We start from the raw sequence: 22,343 nt of genomic DNA on the forward strand, positions 1-22,343 counted from the left end.
TCCACCAGCAGCGGCAGGGTCTGCGAGGCGGTGACCAGTTCCCGCAGCGGATGCCGGGCCAGCACCGCGTCCACCTCCGGCGTCAACGCGGCGGCCAACCGCGCGGCGGCGGGCCGGGTCTCGTCCCTGAGGGCGTCGACGGCGGCCAGGATCACGTCCCGTTCGCCGCCGTTCTTGGGCACGCCGGCGGCCGCCCGCTCGTACAGCTGTGCGCCCTCCTCCAGGACCAGCTCCGTGTCCATCCCCGCCGGGATCTTGATCTGCGCGTGGTGCCGCCAGGTGGTGACCGGATCGCCCCACGCCTCCACGGTGTAGGTCCAGCGGCCCGGTTCGCCGGCGGTGACGGTGGCGCCCCACCGGTCGGTGCCGGGGGCGAGTTCACGCATCGGCGTCCAGGGCCCCGGCCGGCCCTCGGGATCCTTCAGTACGACATTGGCGGCCACGGCGTCGTGACCCTCGCGGAACACGGTGGCCGAGACCTCGAAGGTCTCGCCGGTCACCGCCTTGGCGGGCCTGCGTCCGTGCTGGACGACCGGGCGGACGTCGAGTACGGGTATGCGCCCGATGGCCGTGGCCTCGCCCGCGGAGGGTGGCTCCTGGGCCGGCGGTCCGGCGTCGACCGGGCGCACGGGGGGTGTTTCGGTGGGGGATGTCGTGGGTGGTGACGAGTGGTGCGTGGCGGGCATGACCGCTCCTGTCCGCGTCAACGTTGGGTGGGCGGATGGCTGTGGGGAGGTGGGTCCTGCGTGGTGTTCCTGGGGTCGTGCAGAGGGGTGTACCGGAGGAGCCTTCCCACCCTATTCGGGTGGGCAATCCGGCACTTTGTTAACTACTCACGCGTATGTCTACACACAAGACCGGCCCCGTTCGGGCCGAACGGGGCCGGTGCCGGGACTTGGCCGGTCCGTGAGCGGTGGTTGGCCGCTGTCAGCGCGGTACTTGCAGAAGTTTGTTCGGTGAGCCGAGACCCCGCCCGGAGACCTTTCCGGACGCGGACTGCGCGACAAGCGCGTTGCCGACCTGGGCGGGCGTGGCCTTGCGATGGTCGGCGAGATGGAGGGCGGCCGCGCCCGCCGCGTGCGGCGACGCCATCGACGTACCGGAGAAGGTCGCCCGGCCGGTGTTGCTCGTGTGGGACGCGGACGTGATCGCCACGCCCGGGGCGAACAGGTCGAGGGCCGCGCCGTAGTTGGAGAAGCCCGGTTTCGCGTCCTTCGTGTCGGTCGCGCCCACCGTGATCGCCTGCCGCACACCGGCGGGGGAGTACAGGCCGGCCGGCAGACCGTCGTTGCCCGCGGCGACCGTGTACGTCACGCCGGACGCGATGGAGTTGCGTACGGCGGCGTCGAGCTGGGCGTTGTAGTAGCCGCCCAGGCTGAGGTTGGCGACCGCGGGTTTCTTGGCGTGTTTGGTCACCCAGTCGATGCCGGCGATGACCCGGGCGGTGGTGCCCGCCCCGGCGTTGTCGAGGACGCGTACGGCGACGACCTTGGCCTTCTTGGCGACGCCGTACTTCGCGCCGGCGACGGTACCGGCGACATGCGTGCCGTGCCCGTTGCCGTCGTTCGCGGTCCTGTCGTTGCCGACGAAGTCCCAGCCGTGACTCGCCCGGCCGCCGAAGTCCCTGTGCGTGGTCCGGATGCCGGTGTCGATCACGTACACCGTCACGCCGGCGCCCCCGGAGTCCGGCCAGGTGTAGCTCTTGTTCAGCGGCAGGTTCCGCTGGTCGACGCGGTCCAGGCCCCAGGACGGCGGGTTCTTCTGAGTGTGGTCGAGGGCGACGCGGGTGTCCTGGACGACCGAGGCGACGCGGGAGTCGGCCGCGAGGCGCCTGGCCTGTCTCTCGTTCGCCTGCACGGCGTAGCCGTTGAGGACCGTGCCGTAGGTGTGGCTGATTTTCGCCCCGTACTTCTCGGCGAGGTCCTTTCCGTGCGCCGACGGAGCCTTCGTTCCTCCCTTGAGTGTCACCAGGTAACTTCCGGTGACGGAGCCGGGCTGTCCGGCGCCGAGTATCCGCCCCTCCGGTGCGGCGTGCGCGGGCAGGGTGATGGCCGAAAGGGCCGCGGCACAGGTCACCGCGGTCAGGCCCCCCGCCCGGCGCAGACGCCGTGTTCGCGTCCGTGCCATGGCTGTGTACCCCCTCCTCAACTCGGCGCACGACGGCCGGGGTTGGCCGTGAGTACGGCGGCTCGGGCCGGTACGCCACTGGCAGCCTCTCGTGCGGGGTGAAGTCCCACAAGGACGCCTGCGGGGGCGGAATCGGCCAAATCGGCGAAGGTGAGTGGGAAAGGTTGCGGTGATTTTCGGACGGGAAGGGTGTTGTCCTGGGCATTTCTTCGCCCCGGCACGGTGTGCGGGGAACGCGGGCGCCCTGTCCGGCGGTGGTCCTATGATCTGCCCGAAGTGTCGTAACGAGTGTGGGGGAGCCAGGGCATGGAGCCGTACGTCGAGGATCCGGTCGGCGCGCAGGCCGCGGAGGAACTGGAGTTCCTCGTGGTGGACGACGCGAGCGACGAGCGTGGCGGCGGCGACAAGTCCGGCCCGCGGCGGCGCGGAGGTGGCGGCGACGACACCGGGCGAGTACGGCGCAGGAGCTTCAAGCCCGCAGACCTGAACGCCCAGTTGACGCGCACGCTGAACGGACTCCGGGAATCCTTCGACGGCCTCCAGCAGGCGGGCCCCGACGGCTGGGGTATCTCCGAGGTCCAGGTGTCCTGCCAGCTGACCGCCTCCGGCCAGCTCGTTGTCCTCGGCGTCGGAACCCAGGCCCAGCGCACCGGCGGCATCCTGCTGACGCTGTCCCCGCGGCCGGCCGGCAGTGAGCGGTAGCGGGGGCGGACAGGGCGGGAGAGAGCGGAGGTTCCGTGCCCTGCTGGTGGGCGTGGATCACTACAGCGACCCGGTCTTCCCGCCGATGCCGTTCATCACCGCCGAACTGCGGGAGCTGGCAGAGGCCCTGAAGGCCGCCGGGTACGACGAGGCGGAGGTCATCGACGCCGACGAGCGGAACGGCCCGGCGATCATGGACGAGGTGGAGGACTTCGTCACGTACGCCGCGTCCGGCGACCACCTGCTGCTCGTCCTGTCCGGACACGGCCTCCACAAGGACGGCTCGGACTTCCTGGTCACCGGTCCCGCCCGATTCGGCTCCCGGCGCTTTCTTGACAAGTGCCTGCGCATCGAGTTCGGCGACTGCCTCCGGATGGATTCCGACGCCGATCAGCTGGTCGTCGCCGTGGACGCCTGCCGGACGGAGTTCGACACGTACTCCAAGGCCGGCCCGGAGGACCTCGCCTGGAGCAAGGGCGCCATCGGATACGAAGACACCGACGCCCTCGATGCGCCCCGGTACGCCCACGTCTACGCCTGCACCCGCTACGGCAGGGCACAGTTCGGCCCCGCGGCCGGACCGTCGCCCGAAGACGGCCGCTCGACCGGCGACGAACCCAAGGGATTCTCGTATTTCACCCGCGCCCTCACCGAGATCGCGCGGGACGCCACGGCTCCCGGTTCCCTCGACGCGATGGAGCCCCTGCTCGACGAGCGGGTGCGCACGATCGCTCAGGAGGATCGGGGCCACCTCGACCAATGCGTTCAGGTCAACTTCGCCACGGGCAAGGAAGGCCTTGTGCTGTTCCCCGGCCGGGGAACCGACGCACGGCGCCAGGCGCCGGAGCACCCCTGGCAGAAGCTGGCCGTCGAGCACGAGGCCTGGCGTCGGGTGGTGTGCGAGCAGCTCGACGAGGCGCGGAAGGCGGAAGCCGTCGCACAGGTGCGGGACGCGGTGGGCCGGCTCGTCGGCCTGTGGGGACGCGACACCGATACGGCCGGCGCGTGGCTCGCCGAACACGGCGACATCTGGCGGCCCGCGGGCAGCGAACGCCGGATGAGCCGGGGCATCGCGATGATGCTGAACGACTCGGGCCCGGTCCCCGGACGGGACGGCGACCGTGCCACGTCCGGCCTCGGCCTCGGCCTCAGCCTCACTGAGGCGGCTCTGCTCGTCGCGGGCCCCTTCCTTTACGCCGCGTTCGGCACCCGGTTCGCCCATCTGGCCCGCGGCATCCGGCCGTGGACCCTCGAGGACGGCACGCCCGGCACCGAGAGCTGCGGTTTCGCCGACCGGGCGCACTTCCGGCGGTACTGCGATGTGCACCTGGCCCTGAAGGACCGCGAGCGCCGGGCCCGGCAACGCGGCCGGGACGACGAGGCCCGCGCCGTCGCCTGGTGGCTGGCCCGGCAGTGGCTGCTGCGGCTGCCCGCCACCCGTGGGGCCGTACGGCGGTCCGGACTCGCCGGTCTCGAAGTCCTGCCGGACGGGCCGGAGTTCGAGCCGCCGCTCGTCCGTGAGGTGCTCGCCCCCGCCCGGCTCTGGCAGCTCGCCGAGCTGATCGGCCTGGACTTGGAGCAGCCGCGGTTGCCGGAGCAGGACACCGTCGCCGCGCAGGACGCCGCCGAACACGTCGTCGACTGGGAGAAGACCGGCACGCTTCTCACGGTCGCGCACCACATGGCCGTCGACCCGATGCTGCTGTCCTCCCTGGTCGCCGAACACCTCGGCATCAGCGAGCCGGTCGACGTCGACGCCTTCCGCGCGGCCCTGGAGGCGCTGACCTGGCTGCGGGAAGGGCCACGTCGGCGCGTGCTGTCCACCGAGTGCCCGCACCCCGCCGTCGAACTCGCCCTGCGCGAGCACACGGACGCGCTCGACCGCACCGTACGGACAGTGCTGCACGGCCCGGTCGGTGAACGCGCCCTGGCCTGGGGTGTTCCGGCCGCGGTCGGCGCGGGCAAGGTCAAGCCCGCGCTCGGTGACGACGGGAAACCCCGGTACGACACGGCCGACGTACGGTTCCGGCTCGATGGCGACCGGGTGCGTGACCTGCTCATGGGCGAGCAGCTGTACCAGGACCGGACGCTGGCCTTGCGCGAGCTGTACCAGAACGCGCTGGACGCGTGCCGCTACCGGCGCGCCCGCACCGAGTTGTGGAACCTGCGTCACCCCGACGACCGGGACACCTGGAAGGGGGAGATCGTCTTCGTCCAGGGGGAGGAGGACGGCCGTCCCTACATCGAGTGCCGGGACAACGGCATCGGCATGGGGCGCCACGAACTGCGTCACCTGTTCGCGTTCGCGGGCAGCCGGTTCGTGGAGGAACGGAAGTTCCTGGAGGAGCGGGCCGAGTGGGCCGCGGAGGGGATCCCGTTCCACGCCAACAGCCGTTTCGGCATCGGCGTACTGAGTTACTTCATGCTCGCCGACGAGATCCGGGTGACGACCACCCGGCTCGACTCCAATCTCCTCCCCGGCGAGACGCTGGAAGTCGACATCGACGGGCCGGGGGCGCTGTTCCGGATCCGGCCGAGGGGGACGAGGCGGCAGGCAGGAACGGCGGTGCGACTGTATCTGCGCAATCCCGGGGAGAAGGTGTCCTGCGGAGAGGTGATGCGCAAGCACCTGTGGGTGTCGGACTTCGCCGTTCGGGTGGAGGAGGGGGAGAAGGAGCCGTTGGTATGGCGGCCCGGTGCTTTGTCGGAGTACGTCGGTCGCGATGCGGATCCCTCCGCGACGTGGCGGTACGAAGACGGGGACAGCGCTCCGGTGCAGGACGCCGGGGACGGGGTGTGGTGGTGCGGGGGTCGCGGGGCGGTCCTCGCGGACGGGCTGTGGGCCGGGGAGCCCCGGTTCGGCTGCGTGGTCAACCTCACGGGGAAGCACGCCCCCACGTTGAGGCTGGACCGCGGGGCGATGCTGGACGACCACGAGGAGCATGTCGCCGGGCTGCTCGCCGAGAAGATTCCGGTGCTGTTCGACGAGGGCGGGGGTGTGCTGTCGCTGGAGTGGCTGCACGCGCTGACGGTCGGCGAATGGCCGGAGCCGGGGCGTCGGTTGCCTGCCCCTCGAGGCATGCCCAAGGGGCGTCAGCCGCAGCTCGCCGATGTGATCGCCGCGCAGGCCGTATCCCGGGGCCACCGGTTCGCGTTCCGCACGCGTGAAGAGGCGGAGATGGTGGCGGACGCCGCGGCCGTCGGCTGCTGTCCCGGTGACCAGGAGCTCGTCGTGCGTACACGGACGGCCGGCGCGGCGGTGGTAGCCGGGAATTCCGGTGTCTTCGAGGAATGGCGAGCCCGCGTCTGGGCGGCCGCGAACCCGGGTGCCGGGGTGCTGCCCCGGTCTCCGCTGCGTATCGCGCGCCCCACCGACGAACTGCTCCTGAACTGCGTCGGGGAGTCGGACGGCACCCCCCTCCCACCGGGGACGGTGCTGACCGGCGTTCTGGTGAGCGGACTGCCTTTCGCATACGTCGTGGACCGCATGAGGGAGTTCGGACTGACGCTGCCCGATGACGAGATTCTCGAGCGACTCATGGAGGTCAAAGACGAACGGCTGCTCAGCCGGGACGGGGACGGCATCCCTCCCTGGCTTCGACCACAGGACGAGCTGAACGCCGCAGAGGCCCGCCGCATCGCCCGCCGTACCGGATCCACTCCTCGTGAGGTCGTCGCCCTGCTTGCCGGACTGGGTGTCCGGGTGCCTGACGACGAGGAGTTCGACACGGTGCCGGGCAGGTGGCCACCAGCCGGTCGGGATCTGGAGAGGCTGGTGGTCCGGCGGCATCTCGATCCAGCGGATTGCGAACTGCCCCGGGATCAGCCTGTGACGGCGTTGCATCTGGTTCTGGCCGTGGGTGCTTTCCCCGGACAGCAGGACCGTATCGCCGAGGCGCTCACCGCGGCCGGTTACCGAATCCCGCCGGGCGCGTTGCCCGAGCGGGTCGAGGACATCGACCTCGCCCTCATCAGTAAGCTTGGCGACGGCCGTGATCCGTGGATCTCCGAGGACGAGCCCTTCCCGCTGCACCATGTGTTCCGCGTCTCCCGCGAGACGAGCGTGGAACTGCTCGTCGAGCGGCTGGCCGCCCTCGGGCTCACGCCGCCCGAGCTGCCCTTCACCGAGGAACGCAACACATACCGGCGGCTCACCGACGACATGGGCGCGGTCTACGGATTCGACCGCTACTACGGCGACAGCGACCCCTGTCCCGTGGAGTCCGACACCGTCCTGGATCTGGCACGGGACAACGTGCTCCCGGAGAGGGAAGTCGTGCGGATGCTGACCGACCTCGGCTATGCCGTCCGAGGCGTCGACGAGTACCCGGGACAGCCCCGCGACCACCTCGACGTGGTGCTGATGAGCCGCCACCAGGACGGCAGGGCACCCTGGCTCGACGCGGAGCGCCAGGTGCCCTGGCATCACGTCGTACGCGCCGCCCACACGCGTCAACTGACGCCCGAGGAGATCGTCGAGCGACTGATCCGCTGCGGCCACTTCGTGGCGCCCGAGCCGTCGGCCGAGGGCTGGACTCATGGGGACGACCTGGCTTTGCTCCGCAGGGGCTGGGGATCGACCGCTGTGTGGCTGGCCGCAGGCGAACCCGTTCCCCTCACCCACATCCTCCGCACCGCCGACCACCTCAACCACACCCCCACCGCAGTCGCCCGCCGCCTCGAACAACTCGGCCACGCGCTCCCCGACGACATCGAGTTCGCGGAGCCCGAACGACCGTGACACCGGGCTCTCCCCCACCGACCCCGCGGTAACCACTACCGTCGACAGTGACGATGGGACGCCCACCGCCGTGCGTCCCCTTCCACACGTCTGACGAGGTGGCAAGTGAAGGCGATCCGTCGATTCACCGTCCGACCCGTCCTCCCGGAACCCCTGCGGCCGCTGAGCGACCTCGCGCGCAACCTGCGCTGGTCCTGGCACGCGGAGACCCGCGACCTCTTCCAGTCCGTCGATCCGGAGCGCTGGGCCGCTTCGGGCGGCGACCCCGTACGGCTGCTCGGCAGCGTCCGCCCGGCACGACTCGCCGAACTCGCCGAGGACCGCCGCTTCCTGCGCCGGCTCACCGCGGTCGCCGACGACCTCCACGACTACGTCACCGGCGAGCGCTGGTACCAGACCCAGACCGCCGGACTCCCCGCCGCCGTCGCCTACTTCTCGCCCGAGTTCGGCATCACGGCCGCCCTGCCCCAGTACTCCGGCGGCCTCGGCATCCTCGCCGGCGACCACCTCAAGGCGGCCAGCGACCTCGGCGTACCCCTCATCGGCGTCGGGCTGCTCTACCGGCACGGCTACTTCCGGCAGTCCCTGTCCCGGGACGGCTGGCAGCAGGAGCACTATCCGGTGCTCGACCCCAACGAACTGCCCGTCGCCCAGCTCAAGGAGGCCGACGGCACCGCCGCCCAGGTCTCCCTCGCCCTGCCCGGCGGCAGGCAGCTGCACGCCCGGATCTGGCTGGCGCAGGTCGGCCGCGTCCCCCTCCTGATGCTCGACTCGGACGTCGAGGAGAACGACCTCGGCGAACGCGGGGTGACCGACCGGCTCTACGGCGGCGGCAGCGAGCACCGCCTCCTCCAGGAGATGCTGCTCGGCATAGGAGGAGTCAGGGCCGTACGGACGTACTGCCGCCTCACCGGCCACCCCGAGCCGGAGGTGTTCCACACCAACGAGGGCCACGCGGGCTTCCTCGGCCTGGAGCGGATCGCCGAACTCTGCGCGGAGGGCCTGGACTTCGACTGCGCCCTCGAAGCGGTCCGGGCCGGAACCGTCTTCACCACCCACACCCCCGTCCCGGCCGGCATCGACCGCTTCGACCGCGAACTGGTCGCCCGCCACTTCGGACCCGAGGCCGAGCTGCCGCGCATCGACGTCGAACGCATCCTGCACCTGGGAATGGAGACGTACCCCGGCGGCGAACCCAACCTCTTCAACATGGCCGTGATGGGCCTGCGCCTCGCCCAGCGCGCCAACGGCGTCTCGCTCCTGCACGGCCGGGTGAGCCGGGAGATGTTCTCGGGCCTTTGGCCGGGATTCGACTCCGACGAGGTACCGATCACCTCCGTGACCAACGGTGTGCACGCCCCGACCTGGGTCGCCCCCGAGGTCTTCCGGCTCGGCGCCCGGCAGATCGGCGCCCAGCGCACCGAGGACGCCATGACCGTCGGCGGCTCGGAGCGCTGGGACGCGGTCGCGGACATCCCCGACCAGGACATCTGGGAGCTGCGCCGGAACCTGCGTGAGCAGCTGGTGACGGAGGTACGGGAGCGGCTGCGGGCTTCCTGGCGGCAACGCGGCGCGGGGACGGCCGAGCTGGGCTGGATCGACGGTGTCCTCGACCCCGACGTCCTCACCATCGGATTCGCGCGCCGAGTCCCGTCGTACAAGCGCCTCACCCTCATGCTCCGCGACCGCGACCGGCTGATGGACCTGCTCCTGCACCCGGAGCACCCGATCCAGATCGTCGTGGCGGGCAAGGCACACCCGGCGGACGACGGCGGCAAACGACTGGTCCAGGAGCTGGTCCGCTTCGCCGACGATCCGAGGGTCCGCCATCGGATCGTGTTCTTGCCGGACTACGGCATGGCCATGGCGCAGAAGCTCTACCCCGGCTGCGACATCTGGCTGAACAACCCCCTGCGCCCCCTGGAGGCCTGCGGCACCTCCGGCATGAAGGCGGCGTTGAACGGCTGCCTCAACCTCTCCGTCCTGGACGGCTGGTGGGACGAGTGGTTCCAGCCGGACTTCGGCTGGTCGATCCCCACGGCGGACGGCGCCGGCACGGACCCCGACCGCCGGGACGACATAGAGGCCGCGGCGCTGTACGACCTCCTCGAACAGCGCGTGACCCCGCGCTTCTACGAGCGGGGTCAGGGCGGCCTCCCCGACCGCTGGATCGAAATGGTCCGCCAGACCCTCACCCTGCTCGGCCCGAAGGTGCTGGCGGGCCGCATGGTCCGCGAGTACGTCGAGCGCCTCTACGCCCCGGCGGCCCACGCCCACCGCACGATGGACCCGGACTCCGCGCGCGAACTGGCGGAGTGGAAGTCCCGCCTGCGCTCGTCCTGGCACGGCGTCACGGTCGACCACGTCGAGACGACCGCCGCGACGGCCACGGCGGAACTGGGCACGACCCTGGGCCTCCGAGTCCGGGTCGGCCTCGGCGACCTCGGCCCGGACGACGTCGAGGTCCAGGCGGTCTCTGGTCGCGTGGACGAGGAGGACCACATCACCGACGCGTCGACGGTCCCCCTGAAACCGGCGGGCGGCCCGGACGCGGAGGGCCGGTGGGTGTACGAGGGCCCGCTCTCCCTGGACCGCACGGGGCCGTACGGCTACACGGTCCGGATCCTCCCCGCGCATCGGCTGCTGGCGTCCGGTGCGGAGCTGGGGCTGGTGGTGGTGCCCTCCGAGGATGTGGTGGAGGGGGCGGGGGTTTTGATGCGGTGACCGTCCATCCCCCCAGGTGACCGTCCATCCCTCCATTGGACAGAAGGAAAGGCAAGGAGGGTACTCACTCCTTGCCACTCTCAACCTATAGCGCACTGGGGGGCTTGCGGCAAGACCCGGGTCGTGCCGCAGAATCGCCGGCCGAAGCACGAATCTGCGGACATGGGGGATTGTCATGATCGACGTGATCGTTGCCGGCGGTGGACCGACCGGATTGATGCTGGCCGCCGAGTTGCGACTGGCCGGAGTGCACGTGGTCGTGCTGGAGAAGTTGACCGAGCCGACCGAGCAGTCCCGCGGGCAGGGCCTGCACGCGCGCAGCGTCGAGATGATGGACCAGCGCGGCCTGCTGGACCGGTTCCTCGCGGTCAGTGAGAAGTTCCAGGTCGGCGGTCTCTTCGGCGGCATCGTCAAGCCGTGGCCGGACCGGTTGGACACGGCTCACCCGTACGGCGTCGCCACTCCGCAGCCGGTCACCGAGCGGCTGCTCAACGAGCGGGCCCTCGAACTCGGTGCCGAGATCCGGCGCGGCTGCGAAGTGGCCGGGCTGAGCCAGGACGAGGACGGGGTGACCGTCGAACTGGCGGACGGCACGCACCTGCGCTCGCGGTACCTCGCCGGGTGCGACGGCGGCCGCAGTGTGGTGCGCAAGCTGCTCGGCGTCGGTTTCCCCGGCGAGCCCGCCAAGGTCGAGACGCTGCTGGGTGAAATGGAGGTGACCGAGGATCCGGCGACGATTGCCGCCGTCGTCGAGGAAGTCCGCAAGACCCAACTGCGGTTCGGCGTCAGCCCCAGCGAGGAGGGGGTGTGCCGCGTCGTCGTGCCCGCCGACGGTGTGGCCGAGGATCGCGCGACCGCGCCGACCCTCGAGGAGTTCAAGCAGCAGCTGCGGGCCTTCGCGGGCACCGACTTCGGCGTGCACTCGCCGCGCTGGCTGTCCCGGTTCGGCGACGCCACCCGGCAGGCCGAGCGCTACCGGGTCGGCCGGGTGCTGCTGGCCGGCGACGCGGCGCACATCCACCCGCCGACCGGCGGGCAGGGGCTCAACCTCGGTGTTCAGGACGCGTTCAACCTCGGCTGGAAACTGGCCGCCGAGGTCAACGGCTGGGCGCCGGAAGGGCTGCTGGACAGCTACCACGCCGAACGGCACCCGGTGGGCGCCCGCGTGCTGGACAACACCCGCGCGCAGATCACGCTGCTGGGGACCGATCCGGGTGCGGCCGCGCTGCGGGAGCTGTTCTCGACGCTGATGGACTTCGAGGAGGTGAACCGGTACGTGACCGGGATGATCACCGCGGTCGGGGTCCGCTACGACCTCGGTGAGGGCCATGAACTGCTCGGCCGGCGGATGCGGGACGTGAAGCTGAAGCAGGGGCGCCTCTACGAGCTGATGCACGGCGGGCGCGGCCTGCTGCTCGACCAGACCGGCCGGCTCTCTGTGGAGGGCTGGACGGATCGGGTCGACCACGTCGTCGATGCCAGCGAGGAACTGGACGTGCCCGCGGTGCTGCTGCGGCCGGACGGCCACGTGGCGTGGGTCGGTGAAGATCAGCAGGGTCTGCTCGGCCGGCTGCAGAAGTGGTTCGGCGCTGCCGTCAGCTGAGTGCGGAGGTGTGGTCAGAAAGGGTGGGGCCTGCGCTCGGCCACCTCTCAGTCCTCGGCCAACCCGGCGCACAACCGCCGCAACACCACCCCACACCGCCGCGCATACGCATGCTGCAATCCCCGCGTCGCCGGCCCGCCCGCCCGCGCGTACCACTTCGCACCCCGGCTGAAGGCGTTCACCGTCAGCCACACAGTGCCGTCCCCCGTCCGCTCCACCACGAACGACTCCTCGCCGCACTCCGGGTGGCCCGTCAGCGTGCCGTACGCCCATCCGGCGCGGCGGGGTTCCTCGACCGTCCAGACCACCCGGCACGGCGCCTTGATCATTCCGGCCAGGGTGACCGTGACATCGACGTCGGGGGCCGCCCGGTCCGCGGTCGCGTCGATGCCGACGCCCATCGCGCGGTGCATCTCCCAGGTGAGGACCGCCTCGGCGGCTCTGCGGAAGACCTCCTCGCCCTCGCCGATGCGTGCGCGCACGTGCATGGGGTGGAAGCCCGGTGGGCAGAAGCCGGTCTGCCGGGTCGCGCCGACGTCGTCGTACGTGAAGGACATGGGAGACAAGGGTAGGGCGGCGCCCGGGCATGCCTTCGCCCCGGGTGCCGCCCCGGGGATTCGCACCACCGGGACGGCACCCTGCCTACGAGGCCCGCGGTTTACGGGAAGGTCAGTTTCCAGCCGTTGATCCGGCCGGTGTCCCGGGCCGCGTTGTCCTGGACCCTCAACTGCCAGACCCCGTTGGCGACTTCGGAGGAGGCGTTCACCGTGTACGTGGTGTTGATGTTGTCCGAGCTCCCGCCGGTGCCGTACGCCTTCAGCGTGTACGCCGTGCCGTCGGGGGCGATCAGCTGCACCTGGAGGTCGCCGATGTAGGTGTGGACGATGTCGACCGCCACGGCGAGGTTCGACGGGGCGTTGCCCGTCCGGCCGGAGACGGTGATCGACGAGGTGACCGCCGCGCCGTTGTCCGGAATCGATACGTCGGTGTCGTTCTCGAAGGACGTACCGCCACCGCCGCCACCGGGACGCGCGCCGACCGCGACGCCCGCCCAGGCGTTCGCCACCGCCGTGTACTCGGGCGAGGTGGTGCCGTACAGCTCACCGGCCGCCGCCAGGGTGCCCGTGCGGGCGCCCGCGTAGTTGGTCGTGGACGTGAACTTCGTGGTCAGTGCGCGGAACCAGATCTTCTCGGCCTTGTCGCGGCCGATGCCGGTGACCGGAAGGCCGTCCGCGGTGGGCGAGTTGTAGGTGACGCCGTTGATGGTCTTGGTGCCGCTGCCCTCGCTCAGCAGGTAGAAGAAGTGGTTCGCGGGGCCCGAGGAGTAGTGCACGTCGATCGAGCCGATGCCCGAGTACCAGCTGTCCTTGGAGGAGCCGTCCTTGCTCGGCCGGTCCATGTACCGCAACGGCGTGCCGTCGCCGTTGATGTCGATCTCCTCGCCGATGAGGTAGTCACCGACGTCGGAGGCGTTGTTGGCGTAGAACTCGACCGTCGCGCCGAAGATGTCGGACGTGGCCTCGTTCAGACCGCCGGACTCGCCGCTGTAGTTGAGCCCGGCCGTGTTGGAGGTGAGCCCGTGGGTCATCTCGTGCGCGGCCACGTCGATCGACGTCAGCGGGTTGGCGTTGCCCGAGCCGTCGCCGTACGTCATGCAGAAGCAGCTGTCGGACCAGAACGCGTTGACGTAGTTGTTGCCGTAGTGGACGCGGGAGTACGCGCTCACACCGTCGCCGCGGATTCCGGAACGCCCGTGCACGTTCTTGTAGTAGTCCCAGGTCAGCGCGGCGCCGTAGTGCGCGTCGGCGGCGGCCGACTCCAGGTTGGACGGGCTGCCGTTGCCCCAGATGTCGTCGGGGCCGGAGAAGAGCGTGCCGGTGCCGGAGGTGCCGCGGTTGAGGTTGTACGTCTTGTGGTTGCCGCGGGCGCCGTCGGTGAGGTTGAACGTCGATCCGGACTGCGTGGTGCCGAGGGTGACCGTGCCGCTGTACACCGTGTTGCCGGTGCCGGTCTCGATGGCCTCCCACTCGTACAGCTTCTCGCCGGTCGCCGCGTCCGTGACGACGTGCAGCTCCCGCGGGGTGCCGTCGTGCTGGAAACCGCCCACGACCGTCTCGTACGCCAGCGTCGGCTTGCCGTCGCCCGCCCAGATCACCTTGCGCGGGGCGCGGTTGACGTCGGGGCTCTTGGCATCCTCCGCCTTCGCGGCGGCGAGCGCCTGCTTCTCGGCCTTGGCCGCGGGCAGGGCGGCCGTCGTGGTGGCCGGCTTGATGGCGGCCCGGGTGGCCTTGACGACGGCCTCGGTGGCGTCGGCCTTCGTGCTCTCGACGACCAGGTCGCCGCCGAGGACGGGCAGGCCGTCGTAGGTGCGCTCGTAGCGCGTGTGGACCGTGCCGTCGCCGTCCTTGAGGACGTCACGGACGACCAGCTTCTCCTTGGCGCCCAGGCCCAGGTCCTTCGCGGTGTCCGCCTTGGCGGCGTCGGCCTCGCGGATCAGTTCGGCGCGCTGGGCGGGGGTGAGCTTGACCGACTCCGAGCCCGGTATGACCTTGCCCGCAGCCGACGGTGCCTTCTCCGGGGCGGCGGTGGCGGCGCCCGACTGGACGGCCGCGGCGATCAGGGCGGAGACGCCGACGAGAGCGACGGCGGCGGCCCGGCGGTGCGCCGGGCGGATGGTGCGGGTGTGGGAGGTGCGTCTGTGGGAGGAACTTCTCAACACTGACTCCTTCTGCGCGGCCGCGGGTCGCGCGGCCAGGGGAGACCGGTCGGCGGGTGGGCCGTCCGGGCAGAGCAGGGCGGTGCGCGGAACCACGTGCGGGAGCCGGGACCTTTCGGTCCCAGGCCGCGTCCACAGCGGTGAACAGGTGGGGTTGCTGTGGAGGGGCCGTGGGAAGAGTGGCAGCAGATCGCGGTTTCTGTCAGGGGCGCGTCAGGAGTTGGCTGGAAATCGTTCGTTGTCCGGGGGTTCATGTTCGCTATACGGACTATTCATAGACGGGCCATCAGGGGTCGGCTCAAGGGCGGGCATCCCCGTGCCACGACCCCCACAGCGCCGCGTACGCCCCCTCCGCCGCCACCAGCTCCTCGTGCGTGCCGAGTTCGGTCAGCCGGCCGTCCTCCATCACCGCCACCCGGTCCGCGTCGTGCGCGGTGTGCAGGCGGTGGGCGATGGCGATGACGGTACGGCCCTCGAGTACGGCGGCCAGGGCGCGCTCGGTGTGCCGGGCGGTCGTCGGATCCAGCAGAGCGGTGGCCTCGTCGAGGATCAGCGTGTGCGGGTCGGCCAACACCACCCGGGCCAGGGCGAGCTGCTGGGCCTGCGAGCCGTCCGTACGGCAACCGCCCTCGCCCAGCATCGTGTCGAGGCCGTCGGGCAGCTCCCGTACCCAGGTCTCGGCGCCGACGGCGACCAGCGCGGCCCACAACTCCTCGTCGCTCGCGCCGGGTTCGGCGATCAGCAGGTTGTCACGGACCGTGCCCAGGAACACGTGGTGCTCCTGCGTGACCAGGACGACCTGGCGGCGCAGCTGCTCGGGACCGAGCCCGACGACGGGTACTCCGCCCACCGTCACCGTGCCCGAGGTCGGCGCGTCGACGCCCGCCAGCAGCCTGCTCAGGGTGGTCTTCCCGGCGCCGGAGGGGCCGACGACGGCCAGCCGCTCCCCGGGCCGGACCGTGAGGTCCACCCCGTGCAGCACCTCGCCGCCGCGGCCGTAGGAGTAGTGCACGTCGGTCACGTCGATGCGGTCGCCGTCCGGCGTGGGGGAGTCGGTCTCGTCCGCCTTGGGCGCCCGGGCCAGCCCCTCCACCCGGGCGAAGGAGGCGCCGCTGCTCTGCAGTTGCTCGACCCGGACCAGGATCTCGTCCAACGGCGCGCTGAACTGCTGCAGATACACCGCGGCCGCCACCACCGACCCCAGGCTCACCGCTCCCTGCGCGTGCAGCGCCCCGCCGGCCAGCAGCACCCCGGCCACGGGAAGGACGTACGACACCTCCACGACGGGGAAGAACACGCTGCGCAGGTACAGCGTGTGGAAGCGCCGGCGCCGGGAGACCTCCAGCGCGTCCCGGCTCGCCGCGATCCGCCGCTCGGCCAACCGGAACGCCTCGACCGTCCGGGCGCCGGACACGGTCGCCGCGAGGATCTCCGCGACCTGGGAGTTGGCCTCCCCCTCGGCGAGGTAGGCGGCGCGGGCCCGGCGCAGATACCAGCGCAGGACGCACCAGATGGGCATCAGGGTGAACACGCCGATCGCGCCGAGCAGCGGGTCGATGAAGAACACCGCACCGAGCAGGAACAACGCCTCCACGATGCTGATCAGGAGCACGGGACCGGTGTCGCGCAGCGTGGTGCCGACGGTGGTCACGTCGGCGGTGCCGCGGGCGGTCAGGTCGCCCGTGCCGGCCCGCTCCACCACCGATGCGGGCAGCGCCAGCGCCCGGTCGACGAACCCCTCGCGCACCCGCGCCAACGTCCGCTCCCCGAACCGGTGCCCCAGGTACCGGGCCCAGCGCGCCAGCAGCAGCTGCGCCCCCGCGCACACCAGGATGCCGAGCGCCAACCGGTCCACGGCTCCCGACCCGCCCCCGGCCCGCACCTCGTCGATGATCCGGCCGAGCAGCCACGGCCCGGCGAGCCCCGCCGCGGCGGCTGCCGCGTTCAGGGCGAGTACGGCCACGAAGGCCCGCCGGTCGGCCCGCACCAGCCGTACCGCGGCCCGGCGCACATCGGCGGGCTCGGCGATGGGCAGGTGTCCCTGGCTCATCCCACGACCTCCTCGGCATCCGTGTCCCGCGCCACCAGAGACCGATAGCCGGGGTCCTCCGCCAGCAGCCGCGCATGGCTGCCGCTCGCCGCGACCTTGCCGTCGACCAGGTGGTACACGATGTCCGCTCGGTCCAGCACGAGCGGTGACGTGGTGGTGAGGACGGTCGTACGACCCTCGCGCGCGTCCCGCAGCCGGTCCGCGACCGCGGCCTCGGTATGCGCGTCGAGCGCCGACGTGGGCTCCACGGCCAGCAGTACCTCGGGGTCGGCGAGCAGCGCCCGCACCAGTCGGACACGCTGCCGCTGGCCGCCGGAGAGGTTGCGGCCCTGCGCGTCGACCGGTGAGTCGAGCCCGTCCGGCAGACCCCGCACGATGTCGTCCGCCACGGCCGCGTGCACCGCGCGCAGGATCTCCGCCTCGTCGGGCTCCCGGCAGCCGCCGACCAGGGCGCGCAGCGGGCCCGCGAACAGGTCGGCCTCGGGGTCGGCGACCAGGATCCGGGCGCGCAGCCGCGGCAGCGGGATCTCGTCCAGGCGCACCCCGCCCCAGGTGGCCTCGGAGGGCGCGTACCGGCCCAGACGGTCGACGACGGCCGCGGTGTCCGCCGTCCGGGCCCCGGCCAGCGCGGTCAGCCGGCCCGGCAGCACCCGCACCCCGGACTCCGGGTCGTGCAGCACGGCCGGTTCGACGGGCGCCTCGCGGGTGCCGCCGTCCGGCTCCGGCTCCAGCCGCAGCAGCCCGACGACGCGCCGGGCGGCCACCGCGCCCCGGCCGAGCATGTAGCCCCAGTCGATGAAGTACCCCACCGGACGCACGATCACGGCGACATAGCCGTAGACCGCCACCAACTCGCCCACGGTGATCGCCCCTTGGGCGGCCAGTCGGGCCGCCAGCCAGGTCACGACGGCCAGGAACAGCGTCGGCAGTCCCACCCCGACCGCCTGCATCCAGCTGGTGACGGCACCGACCCGGTACCCCTGGTCCCGCAGCCGTCCCGAGTCCCGGCGGAACCCGTCGGCGATCAGCCCCTTCCCGCCGAGGCCGTTGAGGACGCGCAGCCCGCCCGCGAGGTCGCCGATCCGCGCGGTCAGCACGCCCTGCCGCTCCCGGTACTCCGACTCCGTGGCCTGTAACCGCCGCATCAGCGGTCCGACGAGCACGGCGATCAGCGGCAGCCCGAGCACCACCACCACGGCCAGCTGCGCGGACACCGACAGCAGCAGTCCGGCGACCGCGCAGTAGGCGACGACCGCGCCGACGCCGGGCCCGACGACCGTGAGCGCGGAGGCGATCGTCTGCACGTCCCCCACACCGATGGTCACGACCTCCCCGGCCGCCGTCCGCCGCGGCAGCGCCGCCCCCAGCCGTACCACGTGGCCGACCACGACCTTGACCGTGCGGAAGTTGGCGTCCATCCGCACCCGGGTCATGGTGCGGTGGCGCATGATGCTCAGCCAGGCGTTGAACGCCCCGACCGCGACCAGCGCCGCCGTCCATCCGGCGAGGGCGCCCATGTCGCCCCGCTCCAGCCCGTCGTCGACGGCCCGCGCCATCAGGTACGGCGTGGCCGACAGCAGCACCATCCACACGCTTCCCAGCAGCGCCCCCGCGACGGACCGCCCCGGCTGCCGCCGTACCAGCCACCACAGGTACGACCAACCACCGCGACAGTCGGGCCTACCCGGATCCTCGTACGCGTCGATCATGAGCCCCCGATTCCCCTAAGCCAGACTGTCCCGCCACGCCCGATGCAGATCCGCGAACCGGCCGGTGCCTTCGATCAGTTCGGCCGGCGTGCCGTCCTCGACCATCCGGCCGTGCTCCATGACCAGCACCCGGTCGGCGATCTCCACGGTCGACAGCCGGTGCGCGATCACGACGGCCGTACGGCCGTGCAGGACCGTCGACATCGCCCGCTGCACGGCCCGCTCGCCCGGGATGTCCAGCGAGCTGGTCGCCTCGTCCAGGATCAGTACGGCCGGATCGGCCAGCAACGCCCGTGCGAACGCCACGAGTTGACGCTGACCGGCGGAGATACGGCCGCCCCGCTTGCGTACGTCCGTGTCGTAGCCGTCGGGCAGCTCGCTGATGAAGTCGTGCGCGCCGATGGCCTTCGCGGCCTGCTCGATGTCCTCGCGGGTGGCGTCGGGCCGTCCGATGGAGATGTTCTCGGCGACCGTGCCGGAGAACAGGAACGCCTCCTGCGTCACCATGACCACCCCGCGCCGCAGTTCGGGCACGGCGAGGTCGCGCAGGTCGACGCCGTCGAGGAGGACCCGGCCGTCGGAGGGGTCGTAGAACCGGGCGAGCAGCTTGGCCAGCGTCGACTTGCCCGCGCCGGTCGAGCCGACGACCGCGACCGTCTGCCCGGCCGGCAGAGTCAGGTCGAAGCGGGGCAGCACCTCGCCGCCGGTGCGGTAGGCGAACCGGACCCCGTCGAAGACGACCTCGCGGCCGGGCTGTTCGGAGGCTAGGGCCTGTGTCGGAAGTGGCGTCGTCCGCCCGGCAGGCGCCACTTCCGACACAGGCCCTAGGGGCGGCAGCTGCCGGGGCGTCGAGGGCTCGGGCACGGACGGCGTCTGGGCGAGCAGCCCGGCGATCTTCTCCAGCGAGGCCGCCGCCGACTGGTACGAGTTCAGGAACATGCCGAGCCGGTCTATCGGGTCGTACAGCCGGCGCAGATACAGCACCGCCGCCGCCAGCACGCCCAGCTCCAGCGACCCGTCCGCCACCCGGTAGGCGCCCCACAGCACGATCAGCGCGACGGCCGCGTTGGCGACCAGCCGGGAGCCGACGACATACCGGGCCATCTCCAGAAGCGCGTCGCCGTTGGTCCGCTCGTGCCGCTTGTTGAGTACGGCGAAGTCGGCGTCGTTGGTGGCCTCGCGGCGGAACGCGCGCACCGGCCGGATGCCGTTCATCGTCTCGACGAACTTCACGATCACGGCGGCGATGGCGGTCGACCGCTTCCCGTACACCCGTGCCGCACGCCGCCGGTACAGCCGTACGAGGAGATACAGCGGCACGAAGGACGCCACGGCGACCGCGCCGAGGCCCAGGTCCAGCCAGAGCAGCAGCGCCGCGATGTAGACGAAGGACAGGATGACGGTGACCAGCTCCTGCAGGCCCTCGTCGAGCAGCTCGCGCAGGGACTCCACGTCCGTGGTGGAGCGGGAGATGAGACGGCCCGAGGTGTAGCGCTCGTGGAAGTCGATGCTGAGCGCCTGCGCGTGGCGGAAGATACGGCCGCGCAGATCGAGCAGCACGTCCTGGTTGACGCGGGCGGAGGCGATGATGAACGCGTACTGGAGGCCGCCGGAGGCGAGTGCGCAGAGCAGATAGCCGACGCCGACCGCGACGAGGGGACCGTTGTCGTGGTCGCGGAACGCGGGGACGGCGCTGTCGATGGCGTACGCCACCAGCAGCGGGCCCGCCTGCACGGCCGCCTGCTGGAGCAGCAGCAGGAGAGTGGTGACGGCGACGCGGGCCTTCATCGGGGCGAGGAGGGAGCGCAGAAGGGCCGCGGTGGCACCCGGGGGCGTGGGCAGGACGTCGCGGTCGAAGGCGTCGCCCGAGGTCTGGGCTTCCTCGGCCGGGTTCTCCCGGTCCGGTTGCTCCTTGTCCGGTGGGGTGGTCGTGGGCGCCGTCATCGGGCGGCCTCCTCGGTCCCGGCCATCAGATGGGCGTACTCGGCGTTGGTGCGCAGCAGTTCGTGGTGGGTGCCGACGGCGGCGATACGGCCACCGGAGAGCAGGGCGACGCGGTCGGCGAGCAGAACGGTCGACGGGCGGTGCGCCACGATGAGGGCGGTGGTGTCCGCGAGGACGTCCCGCAGGGCGGCCTCCACGGCGGCCTCGGTGTGCACGTCCAGGGCGGACAGCGGGTCGTCCAGCACGAGGAAGCGGGGGCGGCCGACGACGGCCCTGGCCAGCGCGAGGCGCTGCCGCTGGCCTCCGGAGAGGCTGTGGCCCTGTTCGCCGACCTGGGTGTCGGTGCCCTGGGGGAGGGCGTACACGAAGTCGGCCTGCGCGACGGCGAGGGCGCGCTGTAGCTCCGCGGTGCCGGCGGTGTCTTCGGCGCCCATGAGAACGTTGTCGCCGACCGCGGCGGAGAAGAGAGTGGGTTCTTCGAAGGCGACGGCGACGAGTGCGCGCAGTGTTTCTCTGGGCATCGCGGTGATGTCCTCGCCGTCGAGCGTGATGCGGCCGGACGTCACCTCGTGGAGGCGGGGGACGAGGGCCGTGAGGGTCGTCTTGCCGCTGCCGGTGGCGCCGACGAGGGCCATGGATTCGCCGGGGCGGATGTGGAGGTTGATGTGGTCGAGGACGGGTGGGGAGCCGACGGGGGCGTCGGGGTAGCGGAACCGCACGTTGTGGAATTGAAGGCCGTTGCCCTTGGAGCGTGTTGAACCGGTGCTCGGCGCCGCAGGCTGTGCCCACCCTCCCCCACTCTCGACCTCGCTCGAGCGGGGGGACCGACTGCCCACAGCGGTTTCCGGTTCCTGGTCCATCACCTCGAAGTACCGCTCCGTAGCCGTCGCCGCCTCCTGGCTCATCGCCAGCAGGAAGCCGATCGAGTCGACGGGCCACCGAAGTGCGAGCGCCGTCGACAAGAAGGCCACCAGCGTTCCGGCCGAGAGGGCACCGTCGGCCACCTGCACAGCCCCCAGCACCAACGCCGCCCCAATAGCCACCTCCGGCAGCGTCACGATGACGCCCCAGATCGTCGCCAGCAGCCCCGCCTTCCGCAGCTCGGTTCCGCGCAGGGTGCGGGACAGTTCCCGGAAGGCCCGCGCCTGGCTCCGGTGCCGCCCGAAGCCCTTGATGATCCGGATGCCGAGCACGCTCTCCTCGACGACCGTGGTCAGATCCCCCACCTGGTCCTGCGCGCGCCGCGCCACCTCGGCGTACCGCTTCTCGAAGACCACGCACGTCACCATCACCGGGATGGCCGGCCCCAGGATCACCAGCCCCAGCGACCAGTCCTGCATCAGCATGATGATCACGCCGACGACGATCGTCACCCCGTTGACCAGCAGGAACGTCAGCGGAAAGGCGAGGAACATGCGCAGCAGCATCAGGTCCGTCGTCCCCCGGGACAGCAGCTGACCCGAGGCCCACCGGTCGTGGAAGGCCACCGGCAGCCGCTGCAAGTGCCGGTACAGATCCGCCCGCATCGCCGCCTCGACCCCCGCCAGCGGCCGCGCCACCAGCCACCGCCGCAGACCGAACAGCAGCGCCTCCGCGAACCCGAGCAGCAGCAGATACAGCGCTCCGAGCCAGACGCCCGCCGGGTCCCGGTCGGCGACCGGCCCGTCCACCATCCACTTCAGGACGAGCGGGATCACCAGCCCCGCGCAGGAGGCGAGCACCGCGACGAACGCGGCGCTGAACAGCCGCACCCGCACGGGCCGGACGTACGGCCACAGCCGCAGCAGCGTGCGTACGGCGGATCGGTCTGTGGTTTCTTCGGTTTGTTCCGGTTGTCCCGGGTCCTTGGCGGTGGCAGGTGGCGTCGGCATCATCTGTGAGCCTACGGATCGGCACTGACATCGCCCACCGAGTTTTGGCCGGACCCGGATCGGCCGCTGGTCCTACGACCTGCGCGTTCGAGCAGTCGTACGGCCGCATCAGCCGATCGGTTGATGTCCGTTCGAGCGCGACGGCCGATGCCCGCG

Annotated in this window: 12 protein-coding genes; 4 read left to right on the forward strand and 8 right to left on the reverse strand. The window is 71.5% G+C overall.

Annotated features, from left to right (window positions below; translation table 11 throughout):
- Both ABT063_RS46920 and ABT063_RS46925 read right to left on the reverse strand, forming a co-directional pair.
- The coding region (locus ABT063_RS46920; protein WP_351067364.1) for a maltotransferase domain-containing protein at nt 1-686 on the reverse strand (686 nt) is incomplete at its 3' end.
- 241 nt (nt 687-927) lie between these two features.
- Nucleotides 928-2,127, reverse strand: a complete 1,200-nt coding sequence (locus tag ABT063_RS46925) for a S8 family peptidase (protein ID WP_351067366.1) — start codon at nt 2,125-2,127, stop codon at nt 928-930.
- A 306-nt stretch (nt 2,128-2,433) separates the two neighbouring features.
- Between ABT063_RS46925 and ABT063_RS46930 the strand changes: the two genes are divergently transcribed.
- From ABT063_RS46930 to rox, 4 genes are all read left to right on the forward strand, one after another.
- A complete protein-coding gene (locus ABT063_RS46930) occupies nt 2,434-2,829 on the forward strand; it encodes a Pepco domain-containing protein (RefSeq protein WP_351067367.1) in 396 nt (131 codons plus the stop codon).
- A gap of 52 nt (nt 2,830-2,881) precedes the next feature.
- Nucleotides 2,882-7,570 (forward strand): wHTH domain-containing protein, encoded by a 4,689-nt coding sequence (locus tag ABT063_RS46935; protein WP_351067368.1) that lies wholly within the window; start codon nt 2,882-2,884, stop codon nt 7,568-7,570.
- 105 nt (nt 7,571-7,675) lie between these two features.
- Nucleotides 7,676-10,294, forward strand: coding sequence for a glycosyltransferase family 1 protein (locus tag ABT063_RS46940; protein ID WP_351067370.1), 2,619 nt, complete (start codon nt 7,676-7,678; stop codon nt 10,292-10,294).
- A 175-nt stretch (nt 10,295-10,469) separates the two neighbouring features.
- The gene (rox, locus tag ABT063_RS46945) at nt 10,470-11,897 is read left to right on the forward strand and encodes a rifampin monooxygenase (RefSeq protein WP_351067371.1); all 1,428 of its coding nucleotides are present in this window, start codon (nt 10,470-10,472) and stop codon (nt 11,895-11,897) included.
- A gap of 47 nt (nt 11,898-11,944) precedes the next feature.
- Here rox and ABT063_RS46950 read toward each other — a convergent pair whose 3' ends face one another.
- The 6 genes from ABT063_RS46950 to ABT063_RS46975 form a co-directional block, all read right to left on the reverse strand.
- Nucleotides 11,945-12,454 carry a DUF1990 domain-containing protein gene (locus tag ABT063_RS46950; RefSeq protein ID WP_351067372.1) on the reverse strand — a complete coding sequence of 170 codons (510 nt, stop codon included), beginning with the start codon at nt 12,452-12,454 and terminating at the stop codon, nt 11,945-11,947.
- 101 nt (nt 12,455-12,555) lie between these two features.
- A complete protein-coding gene (locus ABT063_RS46955; protein WP_351067374.1) occupies nt 12,556-14,616 on the reverse strand; it encodes a M4 family metallopeptidase in 2,061 nt (686 codons plus the stop codon).
- A gap of 295 nt (nt 14,617-14,911) precedes the next feature.
- On the reverse strand, nt 14,912-16,663 hold the full coding sequence (locus ABT063_RS46960) for an ABC transporter ATP-binding protein (RefSeq protein WP_351067375.1): 1,752 nt from the start codon (nt 16,661-16,663) through the stop codon (nt 14,912-14,914).
- Nucleotides 16,660-18,372 carry an ABC transporter ATP-binding protein gene (locus ABT063_RS46965; RefSeq protein WP_351067376.1) on the reverse strand — a complete coding sequence of 571 codons (1,713 nt, stop codon included), beginning with the start codon at nt 18,370-18,372 and terminating at the stop codon, nt 16,660-16,662. Before ABT063_RS46965 ends, ABT063_RS46960 begins: the two co-directional genes overlap by 4 nt.
- A gap of 15 nt (nt 18,373-18,387) precedes the next feature.
- Nucleotides 18,388-20,316 carry an ABC transporter ATP-binding protein gene (locus ABT063_RS46970; protein WP_351067377.1) on the reverse strand — a complete coding sequence of 643 codons (1,929 nt, stop codon included), beginning with the start codon at nt 20,314-20,316 and terminating at the stop codon, nt 18,388-18,390.
- Nucleotides 20,313-22,187 (reverse strand): ABC transporter ATP-binding protein, encoded by a 1,875-nt coding sequence (locus tag ABT063_RS46975; RefSeq protein WP_351067378.1) that lies wholly within the window; start codon nt 22,185-22,187, stop codon nt 20,313-20,315. Before ABT063_RS46975 ends, ABT063_RS46970 begins: the two co-directional genes overlap by 4 nt.
- Between the last annotated feature and the right edge of the window lie 156 nt (nt 22,188-22,343).

Origin of the sequence: Streptomyces sp. NPDC002838 (genome assembly GCF_040295365.1) — a bacterium.
GTDB lineage: Bacteria > Actinomycetota > Actinomycetes > Streptomycetales > Streptomycetaceae > Streptomyces.